Consider the following 16,672-nt stretch of genomic DNA (forward strand, 5'->3'; position numbering starts at 1 on the left):
CTCCCTATCCTCCCTTTATGGAAAGAAAAACACAACGTTTTCTGAGCCTTGTCTGGAAAGCCATCCTCTCCGTCAGCTTCGTTACCTTCCTCTCTTCCGGCGCCGTGGTGCTGTTCGGACAATTTACACTGAACAAAAATTACGAACAGGAAAGGGCGCGCTTGCATCACGCTTACTCCCAGGCATTTGGAGCCATTCTGGAACAGGTCAAGAATGACCGGATCGATATCGGCTGGCTGATTCCGGGGCTGCTGGATTCTTCGATGTCGCCGAACAAGGTATTGAAAGCCATCAAGCGGACGATCGACCGGAATTGGCCGCAAATCGAACTGGAGTCGCAGATCACTTCGGTTTTTCTGTTTACCAAGGATGCAAAAATGCTTGGCAACTGGGGAGGCGCTTATCAAAAGCAGTTCGACGAGTGGGTCAATCTGACGGCCAAAAACGAAACCGCGTACGATTATATTTTGTGCAAGGATCACTGCATTCATTTTCGCGCGACCCCGTTTTTGCACGACGGCGATTTTCTCGGCATTTTCATTTTCGGCGTCGATTTGGCCGATACCGTATTGAAATTGAAAAATGTGATCGGCCTGGATGCGGCTATTCTGACCCGGCATTCGCCGGGCGAGAATCTCGGCATTCTACGGCTGGAGCCTTGGGCGATGAATGTGATTGCGATGACCGAGGTTAAAAAAAACTCGGCATTGCTGAGGGAAATCAGCAAACGCTATCCCGAGGAATTGCCGCAAGGATCGGCCGTTTTCGAAATCGGCGGAAAAACCTACGATTTGATTTCGCTGCCGTTTGAAACCAGCCATAAAACCCGATTGTTGATCATCGAAGATGTCAGCGATTCGCTGGACAGCGTCAAAAAGGCGACCGCCCTGTATGCGCTGAGCGGGCTGTCGAGCCTTTTATTATCCGGCGGTGTCTTGCTGTTTTTGTTGATCGGACCGACGCGGCGCCTCAAAAGCCTGGTCAATGTGTTCCCTTTGATCGCGAAAAAACAGTACCGCGATGTCGGGAAACAAATCCTGCCGCCCAAACACGCTTTCCTGAAGGACGAAATCGATGTACTGGAAAGCGCGGCGCATGAACTCATCGGCACATTGCAGGCGCTCGATAATCAAGTCAATCAGCGCACTCAGGAATTGTTCAATCAGGCGAAGGAGCTTTTGATCGAGAAAAACTTCATCGACAACATGCTCAACACGGCGCAGGTGATCATTCTGACCATCGATAATAACGGCACGATACGCACCCTCAATAAATTTACCGAGCAATTGACCGGTTACACGGCAAGCGATCTGGTCGGCAAACAATTTTCCGAGCTGTTTTTCACCGCCGAGGCTTCCGATCTGGTACGCACGCCGAACGGCGTTTTCGAACGGACGCAGAGCAAGAATCTACAGTTCGAGTGCCCGATTTTTGCGGCGGACGGTTCCGAACTCTATCTTTCGTGGTATTTGTCGCCGCTGTTCATCGAAGAGCTGAATGCCGAATCCGCGCATGAAATCCTGGTGGTCGGCCTCGATCTGACCGAACGCAAAAAATCGGAGAACCGCCTGACCTGGCTGGCCGAACACGATCTTTTGACCGGCCTTTACAACCGCCCCAAGTTCGAGAAAGAGCTCGAACACGCGATCAACCTGGCGATTCGCCAAAATCATACGTCCGCGATCGTATTCTTCGATATCGATCAATTCAAATACATCAACGACAGCAGCGGCCATCAGGTCGGCGATGAACTCTTGATCAAGGTGGCCGAGAAACTGCTCCACATTACGCGCAAAGCGGATATCGTCGCGCGCTTCGGCGGCGACGAATTCATCATTCTGGCCATCGACGTCGATCAAAAACAGGCCGAGGAGCTGGCGCAGAAATTGTGCAGCGAAATGGCGGCGGTCGTGATCGATGTCGGCAGCGAGCAGCATCGGGTTTCGGTCAGTGCCGGCCTCTTGATGTTTCCGGAAGGGGACTGCAGCGCGCATGACCTGCTCGCCTCGGCGGATATCGCGATGTATCGGGCGAAGGAGGAAAGCCGGGGCAGTTGGCGGCTGGCCAATCATGCCGATATCAACCGGAACGAAATCAAGAGCCGGGTCACCTGGAAGGCCAAAATCGAAAAAGCGCTCGAAGAAAACCGCTTCGTACTCTATTACCAGCCGATCATGCGCATTGCCGACCGCACGATTACGCACTACGAGTGTCTGCTCAGAATGGTCGGGGAAGGGGGCGAGATCGTTCACCCCGCCCAGTTTATCACGGTGGCCGAACAAACCGGGCTGATCTATCAAATCGACCAGCGCGTGATCGAACTGGCGTTCAGCAAACAGGCCGAGTTATTGAAACAAGGCCTCGATATCAAGCTGTCGATCAATCTGTCCGCCGAAATGTTGTCCAATCCGGGGGCTTTTTCGGTGATTAGCCGGTATTTGCAGCGTTACCGCCTGGATGCCAAGCACTTTATCTTTGAAGTGACCGAAACGCAGGCGGTAACCAGGCTGCAGGCGGCCCATGATTTGATTTTGCAAATCGAGGGAATCGGCGGCAGTTTTGCGTTGGACGATTTCGGCGTCGGCTTCTCGTCGATGAGTTACTTGAAACAGTTGCCGGTCAATTATTTGAAGATCGACGGCTCATTCATCAAGAATATTTTGTACTGCCGTGAAGATCAATTGTTCGTGAAAGCGATCAACAGCGTAGGGCAAGGGATGGGCATCAAGACGATTGCCGAGTTCGTCGAGAATCAGGATATTCTGAACAGGCTGGCGGACATGGGCATCGATTACGCGCAAGGCTACGGCATCGGCAAAGCCATGCCGTATCCCGAGTTTCATATGGAAAATGTGACGGTTTCCGGGTGAAGACCAGCCAGGTTTTTAAAACCTGGCTGGTCTTGTCGGAGTGATGCCGTATTCTCAAAAATTATACGAAAGCATGAAGGCATACATATCCCAGCGTTGAGCCTCTTGCTGCGGATTTTCCAAACGCGGCAGCCAGCCGGTACCGTTGATGTGATGGTATTCGGCGCTCGCCAGCAAGGAAGGCAGAATTTCATAACGCAGGCCGAACGTCCAGTCCCGAGCATAGCGGGAAAAGGAGGGGCCCAACGGCGCGGGATACCGATAGCCGTATTGATCGTCAAGATCCCATACCAATTCGTCGTAGCGGATGAGTCCTTCCAGCTTGTCGGTGAAACGGTAAGTGCCTTGGAGATAATAACTCTGGCCGGTAAAACCGATGTCCGAGTGTTGGAAGTAATCCAGGCGGGTGCGGCGCAACGCATATTCTGCAGTCAAAGACCATTTTTCGGCGTTGTACTGGGCCGACAAGATCAAGGGGCTGAAATGGAATGAGCCTTCGTTCGACGGCTGCTGCGAAGAATGGAAATCGCTAAGGAATTCTGCATAAGTTACTGCCAGGCGGACTCCCTTGTCAGGCGCTTCGTAACCCAAGCGGGCGATCCAGGAAGTATCGCCTTCCAAAGCACCCGATTCCCTTCTCAAAATCGTATTCATGAATTCCGGGTCGTCGGTGCGGGGGATGATCAGCCCGAAGTTGAACGAAAAATCTCCGAAGTCGGTGCGGTGCTCGCCATACAGATAGCCTCCATCGGCGGACAGCGCCAGATTTCTGTTGCGATCGAAATAAATCGATTGCGGCAAGAAAATGCTCGGCCGGGTCGACGCGACGTCGCGGGTTTCATTGTAAAAACCGAGCGGTGTCGGTACTCGGCCGGCGCGTATCGCCAGCTGCGAGGATTCGGTGGACAACAGATTATAGTTGGCCAGGCCGTAATCGATGCGAAAACCGTCTTCATCCGTTTGCCCCGCGTCCCGCCAGACCACCTGCAGCGCTAATTGCAAATCGGGCAATGCGCTCCACGAACCGTTAACGCCCAGTTCGCGAAAATCGGTCGAAAGCGAGTCCTTGGAATGGCCGAAAAAATTGTTGTTGCTCGTATGAATGAAGCCCTGCGACAGAAAACCGTGCACCTGTACCGAATCGGGCAACCATTTGTTGATGTTCAAGTTTTGCGCGGCGGTGGATGCACTGAATGCTAACGCGGCGATGCAGGAGCACGCGAAGAACAAGTCATGCTTGAAGTGTATTGGCGAATAGTGCATAAAGGCCTATCTTCCTATTGAATTTCCAATATTTTGACGGCTGAGGTCAAATCCTTACCGCTCAAGTAGCCTACTGCCCCGGGCGTTTCCATGACTTGTTTCAACATCTCCTCTTTCGTTTCGACCACTAACGGGGCCTGTCCCGTGCCGCTGAAAACCAGCCTGTTCCAGCCGCGGCGTATCTGATGGGGAAATACGCGTAATTTCTGTTTGCAAAAGGTTTTATGCAGCGGATCTTCATCCTGCAGTACGTAAACCGTAATCGGAGAACCATCGCTCCAGTGTCTCAAACGCATATTAAGGAAGCTCTGAATAAGTGGTTTTTATAAGCGACACCGTGCGACATCCGTGGCACCTCGCCGAAAATGGGCAAATCCTTCCCGGCAGCGCCCGCTATCGGGGTGATTTCACTCAGTGTTCTCGGTTTTCCAGGGCGAAGGACAAAGGTCTCCCTAGGTCGGCTGCAGCGCCTGCCGAACGTGATAAAGATTGCCCAGGGCAAACAGCAAGTAGAGTTGTTGGGCATTCTTGAACAGCCCCCGGTAACGCACTTTGGTATAGCCGAACTGGCGCTTGACGATCCGGAACGGATGTTCGACCATGGCGCGTAACGGCGCCAGCATGTGGTTGTGAAGGGCTTGCTCTACCGGCAACTCCTCACCCTTCCCCCGCTTGAACGGAAAGGCCCAAACCGGCTCACCTTCCAGGCGATCCGCCGCCAGATTCCGGTCCTTGCGGGTATAGGCCCGATCGCCCAGCACGACCCGTTCCTCGCCGTGCAGCAACGCCTCCGTCATGACCCCATCCGCCACCTTGGCGGTGGTCATCTCCACAGTATGCACTAACCCCGACTCGGCATCGACCCCAATGTGCGCCTTCATCCCAAAGTGGTAATTGTTCCCTTTCTTGGTCGAACTCATCTCGGCATCCCGTTTGCGCGCCCGGTTCTTGGTGGACGGCGGGGCAGCGATTAATGTCGCATCGACGATCGTGCCTTGCCGTAGCAACAGGCCTTTTTCGGCCAACAGCGCCGCCGTTTCATCAAATAGGGTTTGTGCCAACTGATGGCGTTCCAGCAGATGCCGGAACTTGAGGATCGTGGTTTCATCCGGCAGGGCGTCCTCGCCCGCATCGAGCCCGGCAAACTCGCGCAGCAGCGGCATGTCGTGCAATACTTCCTCCATCGCCGGATCGGAATAGCCGAACCACTGCTGCATCAGGTGAATGCGCAACATCGTCGCCAAGGGAAAGGGGCGGCGGCCTCGGCCCGCTGTCGGGTAGTGCGGCGCTATCCGGCTCGTCCACAAACTCCAAGGCACTACCTGCTCCATCTCTTGGAGAAATTGCTGCCGCCGAGTCTGTTTCGGTTTCTTCACAAACAGTGGGGCACTGAGTCCGAGTTGCTTCATGGCGGGCACCTATCGAAAATGGCAAGCTGCGGATATTTTATCCCAGGCGTAGGACTTATTCAGAGTTTCCTTAAATATGGCATTCAAACCGGTTTGGCTGATTTGCCGTTGAAAATTGGCCGAATTGATAATGATATAAACGCTGTCAGGGCTGACTTTATTCGGAACAGATTCCGGATATCCCCTCTCTATCCAAAGGCACAACAAAATAGCGAGGGCAACCCGGCTTCTTGTAATTTTTGAGAGGGGAACCTGCCTTTTCAATTCGACTTCCTTAATGCCTTACAAGAATAAAAATCTACAAGTCTAGTAGAAATATGGAGAGTTTTTTCCATTCATAAAGCGGAAGGCGAGAAAAAACTCCCATTGTCCGAGAAAGTCTAACCGGAAAAGGAGGTATATTATAGCCTTTCGGCGTCAATATACCGATTACTTCGCCGTGAGGAACATGACTCTATTGCGGCTCCGGTTTGAAACCGGAATTTCTGCACCGGCCGGGCCGGCTTGTAGGCCAGGTTCAGCAGAAGCTGACTTCATAGCGAGCAAAATGCATATTCGATTCGATAAATTTCTCTATCCGGAGCGAAGCATCGATAATTCCCCGGCCGATCGCCAGCACTGCGGTATTTCCGTACCGGCTGGCCGGAGGCAGAAAAAGCTCGGCGCGCACGTTTTTCTGGCGAATGACAATGAATCCATGAATTTTTCCTAACTCGACCGGATAAACGTCTCCGTCGATTTTCTCCAGCAAAAGATTTTTAAACTTGATGTTGCTGTCCGGCCGGATATGGCGTATCAAGGCGAAACAGGGCGGCTTCCTTTCCTGGACAAGAATCGCCGGTTCGTCCTGCGAACACTTGAGATTGGCGGTTTTGGTGACCCAAAACGCGCTGTCTTTGGTAGGGAACAGCGCGGATTGACTTGCCGAGACATTTTTGAAGTCAGCCAGAATCTTCGACGACAGCGATGCCGGATTACTTCTGAACTCCAGCGGTATCAGCTCCAGACGGGTTACAGCCTGATGGCTTTCATGAATGCCGCTGAGTTCCATGACCCGGTGGCGGCTGATCAGGATATTTAAAAACTTCCGGGCTTGTGCGCTTCCGACAATCAAGCCGCAGGTCCTGGAATGCAGCGGGTCGAGCGAGCGGCGGATTTCATGATAAGCGGTCAAGCGGGGCAGGAGGCCGGGGTAAGCTGCGAATTTTGCCGCCTGATCCGGATGGTTTTCGAGAAAATCCGTCAACTTGCCGGTATGCAGCGATACTACCCGTTTCGCGGGAATTTCCGAATCCATGCAATCGGGAGGAAGCAGCGCGTCGGGCCGCCAATGGCAGAGGGCAAAATCCGATGAGCCGGGGTCCAGCCGAACATATTCGGCTAATTTCGCGGTAGCGTCAAAAATGGCCGTTATCGCCGTGCCGTCGTACCGGCAAGGATGGCACGAATGGAAGAGCAGCGCATGCTTTACGAGCGCGTCGATCGTCGGATAATGGGGCATTCCCGGAATTCGGTCATCGAATTTCAGCATCAGCCATTGATTCGTTTCCGCCAGCAGATACAAATTCGCGAATTTTTTCCAGATCGTCAAATCCTGAGCGGCATAAAACAAAGTATTGCGCTTATTTAGCAGCGACAAAATCTGCATCGCTCTATACGCGCAAACCGCTTGTTGGGAGCGGGGGAGGGTGTTTTCACGCGCTAATTGCGCATAGGCGAAGCTCAATTTTCTCGGCAATTTGATCGCGGCGGCCATCCGCTTTTGGGCTTTATCCGGCGAGTCGGCCGACTTTCTGGCATGGTGCTCCAATAATTTGGATAACAGCAAAACGGTTTCGGTCAGCTTGTCCAGGGTCAGAAACAAGGCGCTTTTTTCGATAGGGGATTTCGCCAATTCATTCAATACCCCGCTGAGCAAATTGATTTTCTCGGCGGGAACCACTCGATCGAGGGAAAGCAGCCAGCTGCCGATGGAGGCCGTGGTGGTTTCAAATGGCAACGGGTGGAATTTCTGCATAAGGCGCTCTGCAATGGGAGTGACTCAAGTGTAAAACACGGCAGCGGTACCGCCGGTTAACAAAGCCAAATGGAGATAATGGATGAGAAAAGCATAGCACAGCTCTGAATTCGCAATCGGCAAACGCTATCAAAAATATATTTTTTATGACTGCACACCGGGCGGGAGCGGGGTATTTATTCCGCCCGCGCAGCCTTGCAATCATTCTACTTCTGAGCCTTTTGTAGGGCGGATTCGCCGCCAGGCAATCCGCCATCGCTTTGAAGCCTGTTGGCGTTTTGCTATCGCGAAAACGCCCTACAACTGTGCTCTTCATAACGCTTGGCGTGGTTAACGGCAAGTCGCCTCGATGCAGCGTCAGTCGGGTAGGTCGGGCAACAGCTCCATCGTTGCCCGACGCTGGGTTGGCCATTATGCGTCGCGGTTACAATGATCCCTCCACGGACCCATTGGGCATTGAAAAGTCGGGCACAAAAAGCGTGCCCGACCTACCCGGCTTCATAACGCTTGGCGTGGTTAACGGCAAGTCGCCGCGATGCAGCGTCAGTCGGGTAGGTCGGGCAACAGCTCCATCGTTGCCCGACGCTGGGTTGGCCATTATGCGCCGCGGTTACAATGATCCCTCCACGGACCCATTGGGCGTTGAAAAGTCGGGCACAAAAAGCGTGCCCGACCTACCCGGCTTCATAACGCTTGGCGTGGTTAACGACAAGTCGCCTCGATGCAGCGTCAGTCGGGTAGGTCGGGTAGGTCGGGCAACAGCTCCATCGTTGCCCGACGCTGGGTTGGCCATTATGCGTCGCGGTTACAATGATCCATCCACGGACCTATTGGGCATTGAAAAGCCGGGCACAAAAAGCGTGCCCGACCTACCCGGCTATGCCCTGTCCGGCGTTAGGTGTACGCGGCTGCACGACCAGTTGCCTTTCAGCCGGGCGAACGCGATAATGACAACCTTGCCCCGCCTTAACGAGTCATACCCATGTGCATCATCAACCCGCGCGTCGACTTCGCCTTTAAAAAGCTGTTCGGCAGCGAAGAAAACAAAGACCTCCTCATATCGTTGATCAACGCGATCGTGTCCGAAGAAGACCGGGTCGCGGACGTCGAACTGAAAAACCCCTACAACCTGGCCGACTATCAGGCCGGCAAAATATCGATTCTCGACATCAAAGCCAAGAGTGAAAATGGCCGCTGGTACAACATCGAAATGCAAATCAGCGAGGATTATTATTTCGACAAACGCGCGATCTATTACTGGGCCAAGCTGGTCACCGAACAGCTCAGCGAAGGCATGATGTTCAAGGAACTGAAAAAAACCATCAGCATCAACATCTTGGATTTCAATTTCGTGCCGGACATCGACGAATTCCACAACATCTACAAAATCATCAATACCGCAACCGGCAAGGACGACAAATTGCACGACGTGTTCGAACTGCATTACATCGAACTCAGAAAATTCACCAAAACCGGCGCGCAAATCGTCACCGCGCTCGACCGTTGGAGCACGTTTTTGACCAAGGCGCACCAGTTGGACAAACACAAAATCCCGAAAGAATTGGCGGAAGACCGAGCGATCGTCAAAGCGGTCAGCGCGGTGGACCGCATGTTCGACGAAGACGAACGCAAAATTTACGAAGTACGCATGCAGGCGTTGGCCGAGGTGGAGAGCAAGATTGCTTCGGCAATGGATAAAGGCTTGGAGTTGGGCAAAGCGAAAGGCAGGGAAGAAGGCCGAGCGGAAGGCAAAGAGCAAGGCCGAGCGGAAGGCAAAGAGGAAGGTTTATATGAAGCCAAAAAACAAATCGCTCTCAAGCTGCATGCCTCCGGGATGGATCAAGACGCCATCGCCAACCTCACCGGCTTATCCAAGCCGGACATTCAACAAATCGTTCAAAATCTGTAGCCGAGTAAGTCGGGCAACAGCTCCACCGTTGCCCGGCGTTGGGTTAGCCATCATGCGCCGAAAAGTCGGGCGCAAAAGACACCGCCCGGCCGATTGCCTTTCCACCGCGCGAACGCGATAATGGCGGTATTGCCCCGCTGTAACGAGACATTCCCATGTGTATCATCAACCCGCGCGTCGACTTCGCGTTTAAAAAGCTGTTCGGCAGCGAAGAAAACAAAGACCTCCTCATATCGTTGATCAACGCGATCGTGTCCGAAGAAGACCGGGTCGCGGACGTCGAACTGAAAAACCCCTACAACCTGGCCGATTATCAGGCCGGCAAGATATCGATTCTCGACATCAAGGCGAAGAGTGAAAAAGGCCGTTGGTACAACATCGAAATGCAGATCAGCGAAGATTACAACTTCGACAAACGCGCGATCTATTACTGGGCCAAGTTGGTCACCGAACAGCTCAGCGAAGGCGCGATGTTCAAAGAGTTAAAAAAAACGATCAGCATCAACATCTTGGATTTCAATTTCGTTCCGGGAACCGACGAATTCCATACCATTTACAAGATCATCAATACCGCAACCGGCAAAGACGACAAACTGCACGACGTATTCGAACTGCATTACATCGAACTCAGAAAATTCACCAAAACCGGTGCACAAATCGTGACCGCGCTGGACCGCTGGAGCACGTTTTTGACCAAGGCGCATCAATTGGACAAACACAAGATTCCGAAAGAATTGGCGGAGGACAACGCGATCGTCAAAGCGGTCAGCGCGGTGGACCGCATGTTCGATGAAGAAGAACGGCGGATTTACGAAGTGCGCATGCAGGCGTTGGCCGACGTGGAGAGCAAGATTGCCTCGGCAATGGATAAAGGCCTGGAGTTAGGCAAAGCGGAAGGATTATATGAAGCCAAAACACAAATTGCGCTCAAGCTGCATGCGTCCGGCGTGGATCGAGACGAGATCGCCAACATAACCGGCTTATCCGAATCGGAAATTCAACAAATCGTTCAAAAGCGGTAAGCCCGCCGCCAGGCTCCGCCCTTTTGTAGGACGGATTCGCCGCGAGGCAATCCGCCGCGATGCAGCGTCAGTCGGGTAGGTCGGGCAACAGCTCCATCGTTGCCCGACGCTGGGTTGGCCATTATGCGCCGTGATGGTGATGATCCATCATCCACGGACCTATTGGGCGTTGAAAAGTCGGGCACAAAAAGCGTGCCCGACCTACCCGGTTATGTTCGGCGGTTGTCATTGGGTGGCGGGGATTCCTTACTGACAAAAAGCGTCACAAAACGATGCCGTTTTTTGTCAATTGCCGAAGCGATGATTCTTCAAACGGTTTTCCCGGCAATGAAAAAATGCCTTTTAAAAAAACGGTGGAGTATAACGAATTGTTTTTGAAATGAAATTTTTCATGATTCACGCTTGAGCGTGGGATATTGAATATTTGGCACATAACCTGCTTTTGTTGAGTTGTTTTCAACAATGACCCATTCAAAGAGGAAATTACCATGAAAAATATTCCCGTACAAAAACAACAAGGTTTTACTTTAATCGAATTAATGATCGTGATTGCGATCATCGGCATCCTGGCGGCGGTTGCGATTCCGGCTTATAAGGATTACACCATACGTGCGCGTGCGTCAGAAGCTCTTGTCGCCGCATCAAGTATGAAAGCGACTGTAGCCGAAAATATTTCTAATAATGGTGGTGTAATTGCAGCAGGCGCATGCAACGGCGTTACCACTCTTGCTACTGCCACAGAAAACGTTAAAAGTTCAGGTTGTGCTGACGCAAGTGGAGTAATTACGGTAGCAACTACCACAAAGGCTGGTGACTTTACATTGACATTGACGCCTGTTGTTAACGGGGATGGAACCATAGCGTGGGCATGCACAGTTCCGGCTGAGAGCTACAAATATGCGCCAGCGCAATGCCGTAATGCAGGTGCCGTTGCAGGTGGCGGTGGTGAGGGCGGTGAAGGTTAACGCTGAGCCGGGTAGGTCGGGCAACAGCTTCATCGTTGCCCGACTTTTCCAATACCCACTATATGTTTGACCTGAAAAAACCACCCGCGCTGTTTACCGGCCCGGGTGGTTTTTTATGCGGCCCTGAGCCGGGTAGGTCGGGCAACGGTTTCATCGTTGCCCGACTTTTCCAATACTCACGGTGTTTGACCTGAAAAAACCACCCGCGCTGTTTGTCGGCCCGGGTGGTTTTTTATGCGGCCTCGATCATGCCGGCCGGGCACGCTTTTGTGCCCGACGTTTTAACGCCCCATCGCATCGAGAACGATGAATCATCGCTATCACCGCGCATGATGGCCAACCCAACGTCGGGTAACGGTGAAGCTGTTGCCTGACCTACTTTTTTTTGTGGAAACTGTGCTTTAATTGATGTGCATGTTCAATTTCGTGGGAATTTTTAATGCAATACCGTCGCGCTCAAACGCCCGGAGGTACCTATTTTTTTACCGTGGTGACGTATCGGCGGCAAAAATTTCTGTGCGTGCCGGAAAACGTCGAATTATTGCGCACGGCCTTCCGCACGGTAAAATCCGCTCATCCCTTTACGATTGACGCCTTTGTGCTGCTGCCTGACCATCTGCATTGCATTTGGACGTTGCCGCCCGGCGACAAAAATTACCCAATGCGCTGGAGCGCCATCAAAAAGCATTTCACCCGCCATTGCCCGGACGTCTACAAATCACTGCCATCCCGTGCGCAACGACGTAAACGCGCCCAAACCATCTGGCAACCGCGCTATTGGGAACATCAAATTCGCAACGACCGTGATTTCGAAAAACACTGCGACTATATCCATTGGAATCCCGTGAAACACGGCTTGGTTTTGCGCGCGGGGGATTGGCCCTATTCAAGTTTTCACCGTTTCATCCATCTTGGCGTTTATCCTTCGGATTGGGCAGGAGTGGCGGCGGGCTTGGAAGATCAACATTTCGGTGAATAGTAGGTCGGGCACGCTTTTTGTGCCCGACTTTTCAACGCCCTATTGCACCGTGGACGATGAATCATCGCCATCACGGCGCATGATGGCCAGTCCAATGTTGGGCAACGGTGGAGCTGTTGCCCGACCTACTCCTATAAACTCTTCGGTTTAATTAATACTGTATTCGGTGAATAGTAGGTCGGGCACGCTTTTTGTGCCCGACTTTTCAACTATTGCACCGTGGACGGTGAATCATCGCCACCACGGCGTATGATGGCCAGTCCAATGTCGGGCAACGGTGGAGCTGTTGCCCGACCTACTCCTTGGAAGATCAACGCCCCATTGCACCGTGGACGGTGAATCATCGCCATCACGGCGCATGATGGCCAGCCCAATGTCGGGCAACGGTGGAGCTGTTGCCCGACCTACTCCTATAAACTCTTCGGTTTAATTAATACTGTATTCGGTGAATAGTAGGTCGGGCACGTTTTTTGTGCCCGACTTTTCAACTATTGCACCGTGGACGGTGAATCATCGCCACCACGGCGTATGATGGCCAGCTCAATGTCGGGCAACGGTGGAGCTGTTGCCCGACCTACTCCTTGGAAGCGCGTAGGGCGGATGCCGTCAGGCGATCCGCCGGCCTACTTCTTTCCCAAATGATAGGCAGGTTATTGCGGCTGTTCGATGAATTCGATTGCGTTGCCGTCGCGGTCGCGGCAGAACAGCGCTCTGCGGCCCGATTTGCTGAGCGAATAGGAAACCTGATTTTTTTCCAGCGATTCCAGCACCGGATCCAGCGAGGCGACCGTTAGCGCGACGTGGCGGTCGCGGCCGCCGTGTTCGGGACGGCCGGTGGTCGGGTCCGGATTGTCGAGTTCGAGCAGGTGTATCTGCTGGGATGGAGAGGCGCCGATTTGCAGCCAGGCGCCCGGAAACGGCAGCGGCGGCCGTTCGATTTGCTTGAGCCCCAGCACGTCCCTGTAGAACGGCAAGGATTTTTCGGTATCCGAAACGATCAGGCTGGCATGGTGTAAGGTCAGGAATTGGATTGACATATTAAGATAAAGGGAAGCAAAGGCGATGCCGGAATTATACTTTTCCGGGGGGATTTTTAAAACCGAACTATTTTTGTGACGACGGGTGAACTGTGTTGTTCCAGGATTTTCCAGAACTTGAGGGTGCCGGCAGCCGCAAAACGGTGTGGAGGGGATTGTAAATACAATGCCGTTAAGTTAAGGAATTCGGTAGGCTGGATAAGGAAGCGCATCCGGCGTCCGTGCGGTGGATGCGCTTCGCTTATCCACCCTACAGGGTATTCCCTCTTAACTTAACGGCGTTGATTGCAAATCCCGTCCCGCTATGGGTTCTCCTCTTTGAAAAAGAGGGGCTAGGGGAGATTTTCTAAACTGAATTCCCCTTCGATCTTCCTTTTTCAAAGGGAGGTGAACGCTTACGCGAAATCAAACGACAGATTGCGCTCTACAAACCCCGGTTGATATCCCGCTTGATATCTTCGATATGCTCGAGCCCGACCGAAACCCTGACCAAACCGTCCCGGATACCGGCCGCGGCGCGCGCTTCCGGCGTCAGGCGGCCGTGCGTGGTGGTCGCGGGATGAGTGATCGTGGTTTTCACGTCGCCGAGATTGGCGGTGATCGAGATCATTTGGGTCGCATCGATCAGCTTCCATGCCTGTTCCTTGCCGCCGGCCAGTTCGAAGCTGACGATCGCGCCGAAGTGGCTTTGCTGGGTTTTGGCGAGCGCATGTTGCGGATGCGAGGAAAGGCCCGGATGGTGGACTTTGGCGACGCCGGGCTGCCGTTCCAGCCAGTGGGCAAGCGCCAGCGCGTTGTCGCAGTGGGCTTTCATTCTGACCGCGAGCGATTCGAGGCCGGACAGGAAGGTCCAGGCGTTGAAGGGGCTCATCGTGGCGCCGCCGGTGCGCAGGTACGGATAAATCTGTTTGTCGATGATTTCGTTGTTGGCGACGACCGCGCCGCCGACGCAGCGGCCGTGGCCGTCGAGGTATTTGGTGGCCGAATGCACCACGATGTCCGCGCCGAGAGTCAGCGGTTTTTGCAGGGCCGGGGTGCAGAAACAGTTGTCGACCACCAGCAGGCAGCCATGCCGGTGCGCGATGCCGGCCAGTTCGGCGATGTCCGCGATTTCGGTCAACGGATTCGACGGCGTTTCGAGGAATAAAAAACGCGTGTTCGGCCGGATCGCGGCTTCCCAGGCGGCGGAATCGGTCAAATCGACGAAGTCGGTCTCGACGCCGAATTTGCCGAAGTAGTTCTGGAACAACAGCACGGTATTGCCGAACACGCCGCGCGAACAGACCACATGATCGCCGGCTTTCAGAATACCCATTCCGACCGCCATGATCGCGGCCATGCCCGATGCGAACGCGAGGCAGCGTTCGCCTTTTTCCATCAGGGCCAGCCGTTCCTGGAAGGCGGTCACGGTCGGGTTCGTGAAGCGCGAATACACGTTGCCGGGCAGTTGGCCGGTAAAGCGCAGCGACGCTTCCTCCGCGCTGTTGAAGACATAGCTGGAAGTCGGGAAAATCGGGATGCTGTGTTCGCCTTCAGGGGTGCGGCGATGGCCGGCGCGGATGGCTTGGGTTTCGAGGGAGTAGTCGCTCCAGTCGATGTCTTTCATGGTTTGTCGGGACTCCTGATGTTGTCGGGCTACGCTATCGCTAACCCGGCCTACAATGCTTGCGCGTTTCTGTGGATTAATCGTTAGCAATTCTGCATTTCGATGATGAAGTTCTGGGCATTGCGCTGGCTTTGCGCATGGTCGTTGCGCAGGTCTTCGATATGTTCGAGATAGGCGTCGTCGATATCGCCGGTGACGTATTCCTTGCTGAAGCAGGAGGTATCGAAATGCTCGATGGCCGGATTGCCTTTGCGTACCGCGTCGATCAGGTCCTGCAGATCCTGGTAGATGATCCGGTCCGCGCCGATCGCCTTGCCGACTTCTTCTTCGGACAGATTATGCGCGATCAGCTCGTGTGCGGCGGGCATGTCGATCCCGTAAACGTTCGGGTAGCGGACCGGCGGCGCGGCGGAGGCGAAATAGACTTTTTTGGCGCCGGCGTCGCGCGCCATTTGGATGATCTGGGCCGAGGTCGTGCCGCGCACGACCGAATCGTCGACCAGCAGTACGTTTTTGCCTTCGAATTCGAGGCCGATCGCGTTCAATTTTTGCCGGACCGATTTTTCGCGCATTTTCTGGCCGGGCATGATGAAGGTCCGGCCGATGTAGCGGTTTTTGATGAAGCCTTCGCGGAATTTGACGCCGAGCCGGTTGGCCATTTCCAGCGCCGCGGTGCGGCTGGTGTCCGGGATCGGGATGACGACATCGATGTCGTGATCGGGCCATTCGCGCAGGATTTTTTGCGCGAGTTTTTCGCCCATCCGGAGACGCGCCTTGTAGACCGAAATATCGTCGATGATCGAGTCGGGACGGGCGAAATAGACGTATTCGAAGATGCAGGGGCAATGGTCGACCGTATCCGCGCATTGCCGCGTATGCAGTTCGCCGGATTGTTCGATGAAGACTGCCTCGCCGGGCTCGACGTCGCGGATTAGATTAAAACCGAGCACGTCGAGCGCGACGCTTTCGGAGGCGATCATGAATTCGGAGCCTTTGTCGGTCTTGCGCTCGCCGTACACGACCGGGCGGATGCCGTGCGGGTCGCGAAAGCCCAGGATGCCGAAGCCGGTGATCATCACCACGACCGCATAAGCCCCGCGGCAGCGGCGATGCACGCCGCGCACCGCTTCGAACACGTCGTCGACGGTCAGACTGAGTTTGCCGAGATTCTGCAGCTCGTGCGCGAACACGTTCAACAGCACTTCGGAATCGGAATCGGTATTGATATGGCGCTGGTCCTCGACGAACAGCGCTTTTTTCAATTCATTGGTGTTGGTCAGGTTGCCGTTGTGCGCGAGCGTCAGGCCGAACGGCGAGTTCACATAGAACGGCTGGGCCTCGGCCGAACTGGTGCAGCCGGCGGTCGGGTAGCGGACATGGGCGATCCCCATGGCGCCCTTCAGTTTCAGCATGTGCGCATTGGTGAACACGTCGCGGGCCAGACCGTTCTCCTTACGCAAATGCAGACGGCCGTTTTCGCAGGTTACGATTCCGGCGGCATCCTGTCCCCGATGCTGCAACACCGTGAGGGCGTCGAACAACTCCTGGTTGACGTTTTGATGGGAAACAATTCCAGCAATACCACACATATCGAT

At 54.0% G+C, this 16,672-nt stretch carries 12 protein-coding genes; 5 read left to right on the plus strand and 7 right to left on the minus strand.

Annotation, left to right across the window (positions count from 1 at the left end):
* The first annotated feature begins 17 nt into the window (after positions 1-17).
* The gene (locus tag METAL_RS05450; protein WP_005370383.1) at positions 18-2,870 is read left to right on the plus strand and encodes an EAL domain-containing protein; all 2,853 of its coding nucleotides are present in this window, start codon (positions 18-20) and stop codon (positions 2,868-2,870) included.
* 54 nt (positions 2,871-2,924) lie between these two features.
* Here METAL_RS05450 and METAL_RS05455 read toward each other — a convergent pair whose 3' ends face one another.
* The 4 genes from METAL_RS05455 to METAL_RS05470 all read right to left on the minus strand — a co-directional run bounded on the left by METAL_RS05455 (position 2,925) and on the right by METAL_RS05470 (position 7,559).
* Positions 2,925-4,037: a hypothetical protein gene (locus METAL_RS05455; RefSeq protein ID WP_036304447.1), complete on the minus strand. Its 1,113-nt coding sequence runs from the start codon at positions 4,035-4,037 to the stop codon at positions 2,925-2,927.
* A 110-nt stretch (positions 4,038-4,147) separates the two neighbouring features.
* Positions 4,148-4,429 carry a hypothetical protein gene (locus METAL_RS05460; protein ID WP_051040325.1) on the minus strand — a complete coding sequence of 94 codons (282 nt, stop codon included), beginning with the start codon at positions 4,427-4,429 and terminating at the stop codon, positions 4,148-4,150.
* Between the two features lie 156 nt (positions 4,430-4,585).
* Positions 4,586-5,542: an IS5 family transposase gene (locus METAL_RS05465; protein ID WP_005369238.1), complete on the minus strand. Its 957-nt coding sequence runs from the start codon at positions 5,540-5,542 to the stop codon at positions 4,586-4,588.
* A gap of 517 nt (positions 5,543-6,059) precedes the next feature.
* Entirely contained in the window at positions 6,060-7,559 is a 1,500-nt protein-coding gene (locus METAL_RS05470) for a hypothetical protein (protein WP_005370386.1), read from the minus strand.
* 982 nt (positions 7,560-8,541) lie between these two features.
* Between METAL_RS05470 and METAL_RS05475 the strand changes: the two genes are divergently transcribed.
* From METAL_RS05475 to METAL_RS05490, 4 genes are all read left to right on the plus strand, one after another.
* Positions 8,542-9,468 (plus strand): Rpn family recombination-promoting nuclease/putative transposase, encoded by a 927-nt coding sequence (locus METAL_RS05475; RefSeq protein ID WP_005370387.1) that lies wholly within the window; start codon positions 8,542-8,544, stop codon positions 9,466-9,468.
* A 155-nt stretch (positions 9,469-9,623) separates the two neighbouring features.
* Positions 9,624-10,490: an Rpn family recombination-promoting nuclease/putative transposase gene (locus tag METAL_RS05480; protein ID WP_005370388.1), complete on the plus strand. Its 867-nt coding sequence runs from the start codon at positions 9,624-9,626 to the stop codon at positions 10,488-10,490.
* 488 nt (positions 10,491-10,978) lie between these two features.
* A complete protein-coding gene (locus METAL_RS05485; protein WP_005370389.1) occupies positions 10,979-11,455 on the plus strand; it encodes a pilin in 477 nt (158 codons plus the stop codon).
* 439 nt (positions 11,456-11,894) lie between these two features.
* On the plus strand, positions 11,895-12,434 hold the full coding sequence (locus tag METAL_RS05490) for an REP-associated tyrosine transposase (protein WP_005370390.1): 540 nt from the start codon (positions 11,895-11,897) through the stop codon (positions 12,432-12,434).
* 650 nt (positions 12,435-13,084) lie between these two features.
* Here the strand turns inward: METAL_RS05490 and METAL_RS05495 are convergent.
* The 3 genes from METAL_RS05495 to purF all read right to left on the minus strand — a co-directional run bounded on the left by METAL_RS05495 (position 13,085) and on the right by purF (position 16,666).
* The gene (locus tag METAL_RS05495; RefSeq protein WP_005370391.1) at positions 13,085-13,471 is read right to left on the minus strand and encodes a VOC family protein; all 387 of its coding nucleotides are present in this window, start codon (positions 13,469-13,471) and stop codon (positions 13,085-13,087) included.
* A 424-nt stretch (positions 13,472-13,895) separates the two neighbouring features.
* Positions 13,896-15,077: an O-succinylhomoserine sulfhydrylase gene (locus tag METAL_RS05500; RefSeq protein WP_005370393.1), complete on the minus strand. Its 1,182-nt coding sequence runs from the start codon at positions 15,075-15,077 to the stop codon at positions 13,896-13,898.
* Between the two features lie 83 nt (positions 15,078-15,160).
* Positions 15,161-16,666 carry an amidophosphoribosyltransferase gene (purF, locus tag METAL_RS05505; protein ID WP_005370399.1) on the minus strand — a complete coding sequence of 502 codons (1,506 nt, stop codon included), beginning with the start codon at positions 16,664-16,666 and terminating at the stop codon, positions 15,161-15,163.
* Between the last annotated feature and the right edge of the window lie 6 nt (positions 16,667-16,672).

This window comes from Methylomicrobium album BG8, from assembly GCF_000214275.2.
Taxonomy (GTDB): Bacteria; Pseudomonadota; Gammaproteobacteria; order Methylococcales; family Methylomonadaceae; genus Methylomicrobium; species Methylomicrobium agile.

Excerpts from the sequence above, each read along its gene's own strand:
- METAL_RS05485 (WP_005370389.1), top strand. The coding sequence starts at position 10,979 with ATGAAAAATATTCCCGTACAAAAACAACAAGGTTTTACTTTAATCGAA.
- METAL_RS05465 (WP_005369238.1), bottom strand. The coding sequence starts at position 5,542 with ATGAAGCAACTCGGACTCAGTGCCCCACTGTTTGTGAAGAAACCGAAA.
- METAL_RS05475 (WP_005370387.1), top strand. The coding sequence starts at position 8,542 with ATGTGCATCATCAACCCGCGCGTCGACTTCGCCTTTAAAAAGCTGTTC.
- METAL_RS05460 (WP_051040325.1), bottom strand. The coding sequence starts at position 4,429 with ATGCGTTTGAGACACTGGAGCGATGGTTCTCCGATTACGGTTTACGTA.
- METAL_RS05495 (WP_005370391.1), bottom strand. The coding sequence starts at position 13,471 with ATGTCAATCCAATTCCTGACCTTACACCATGCCAGCCTGATCGTTTCG.
- METAL_RS05480 (WP_005370388.1), top strand. The coding sequence starts at position 9,624 with ATGTGTATCATCAACCCGCGCGTCGACTTCGCGTTTAAAAAGCTGTTC.
- METAL_RS05490 (WP_005370390.1), top strand. The coding sequence starts at position 11,895 with ATGCAATACCGTCGCGCTCAAACGCCCGGAGGTACCTATTTTTTTACC.
- METAL_RS05500 (WP_005370393.1), bottom strand. The coding sequence starts at position 15,077 with ATGAAAGACATCGACTGGAGCGACTACTCCCTCGAAACCCAAGCCATC.
- METAL_RS05470 (WP_005370386.1), bottom strand. The coding sequence starts at position 7,559 with ATGCAGAAATTCCACCCGTTGCCATTTGAAACCACCACGGCCTCCATC.
- METAL_RS05450 (WP_005370383.1), top strand. The coding sequence starts at position 18 with ATGGAAAGAAAAACACAACGTTTTCTGAGCCTTGTCTGGAAAGCCATC.
- purF (WP_005370399.1), bottom strand. The coding sequence starts at position 16,666 with ATGTGTGGTATTGCTGGAATTGTTTCCCATCAAAACGTCAACCAGGAG.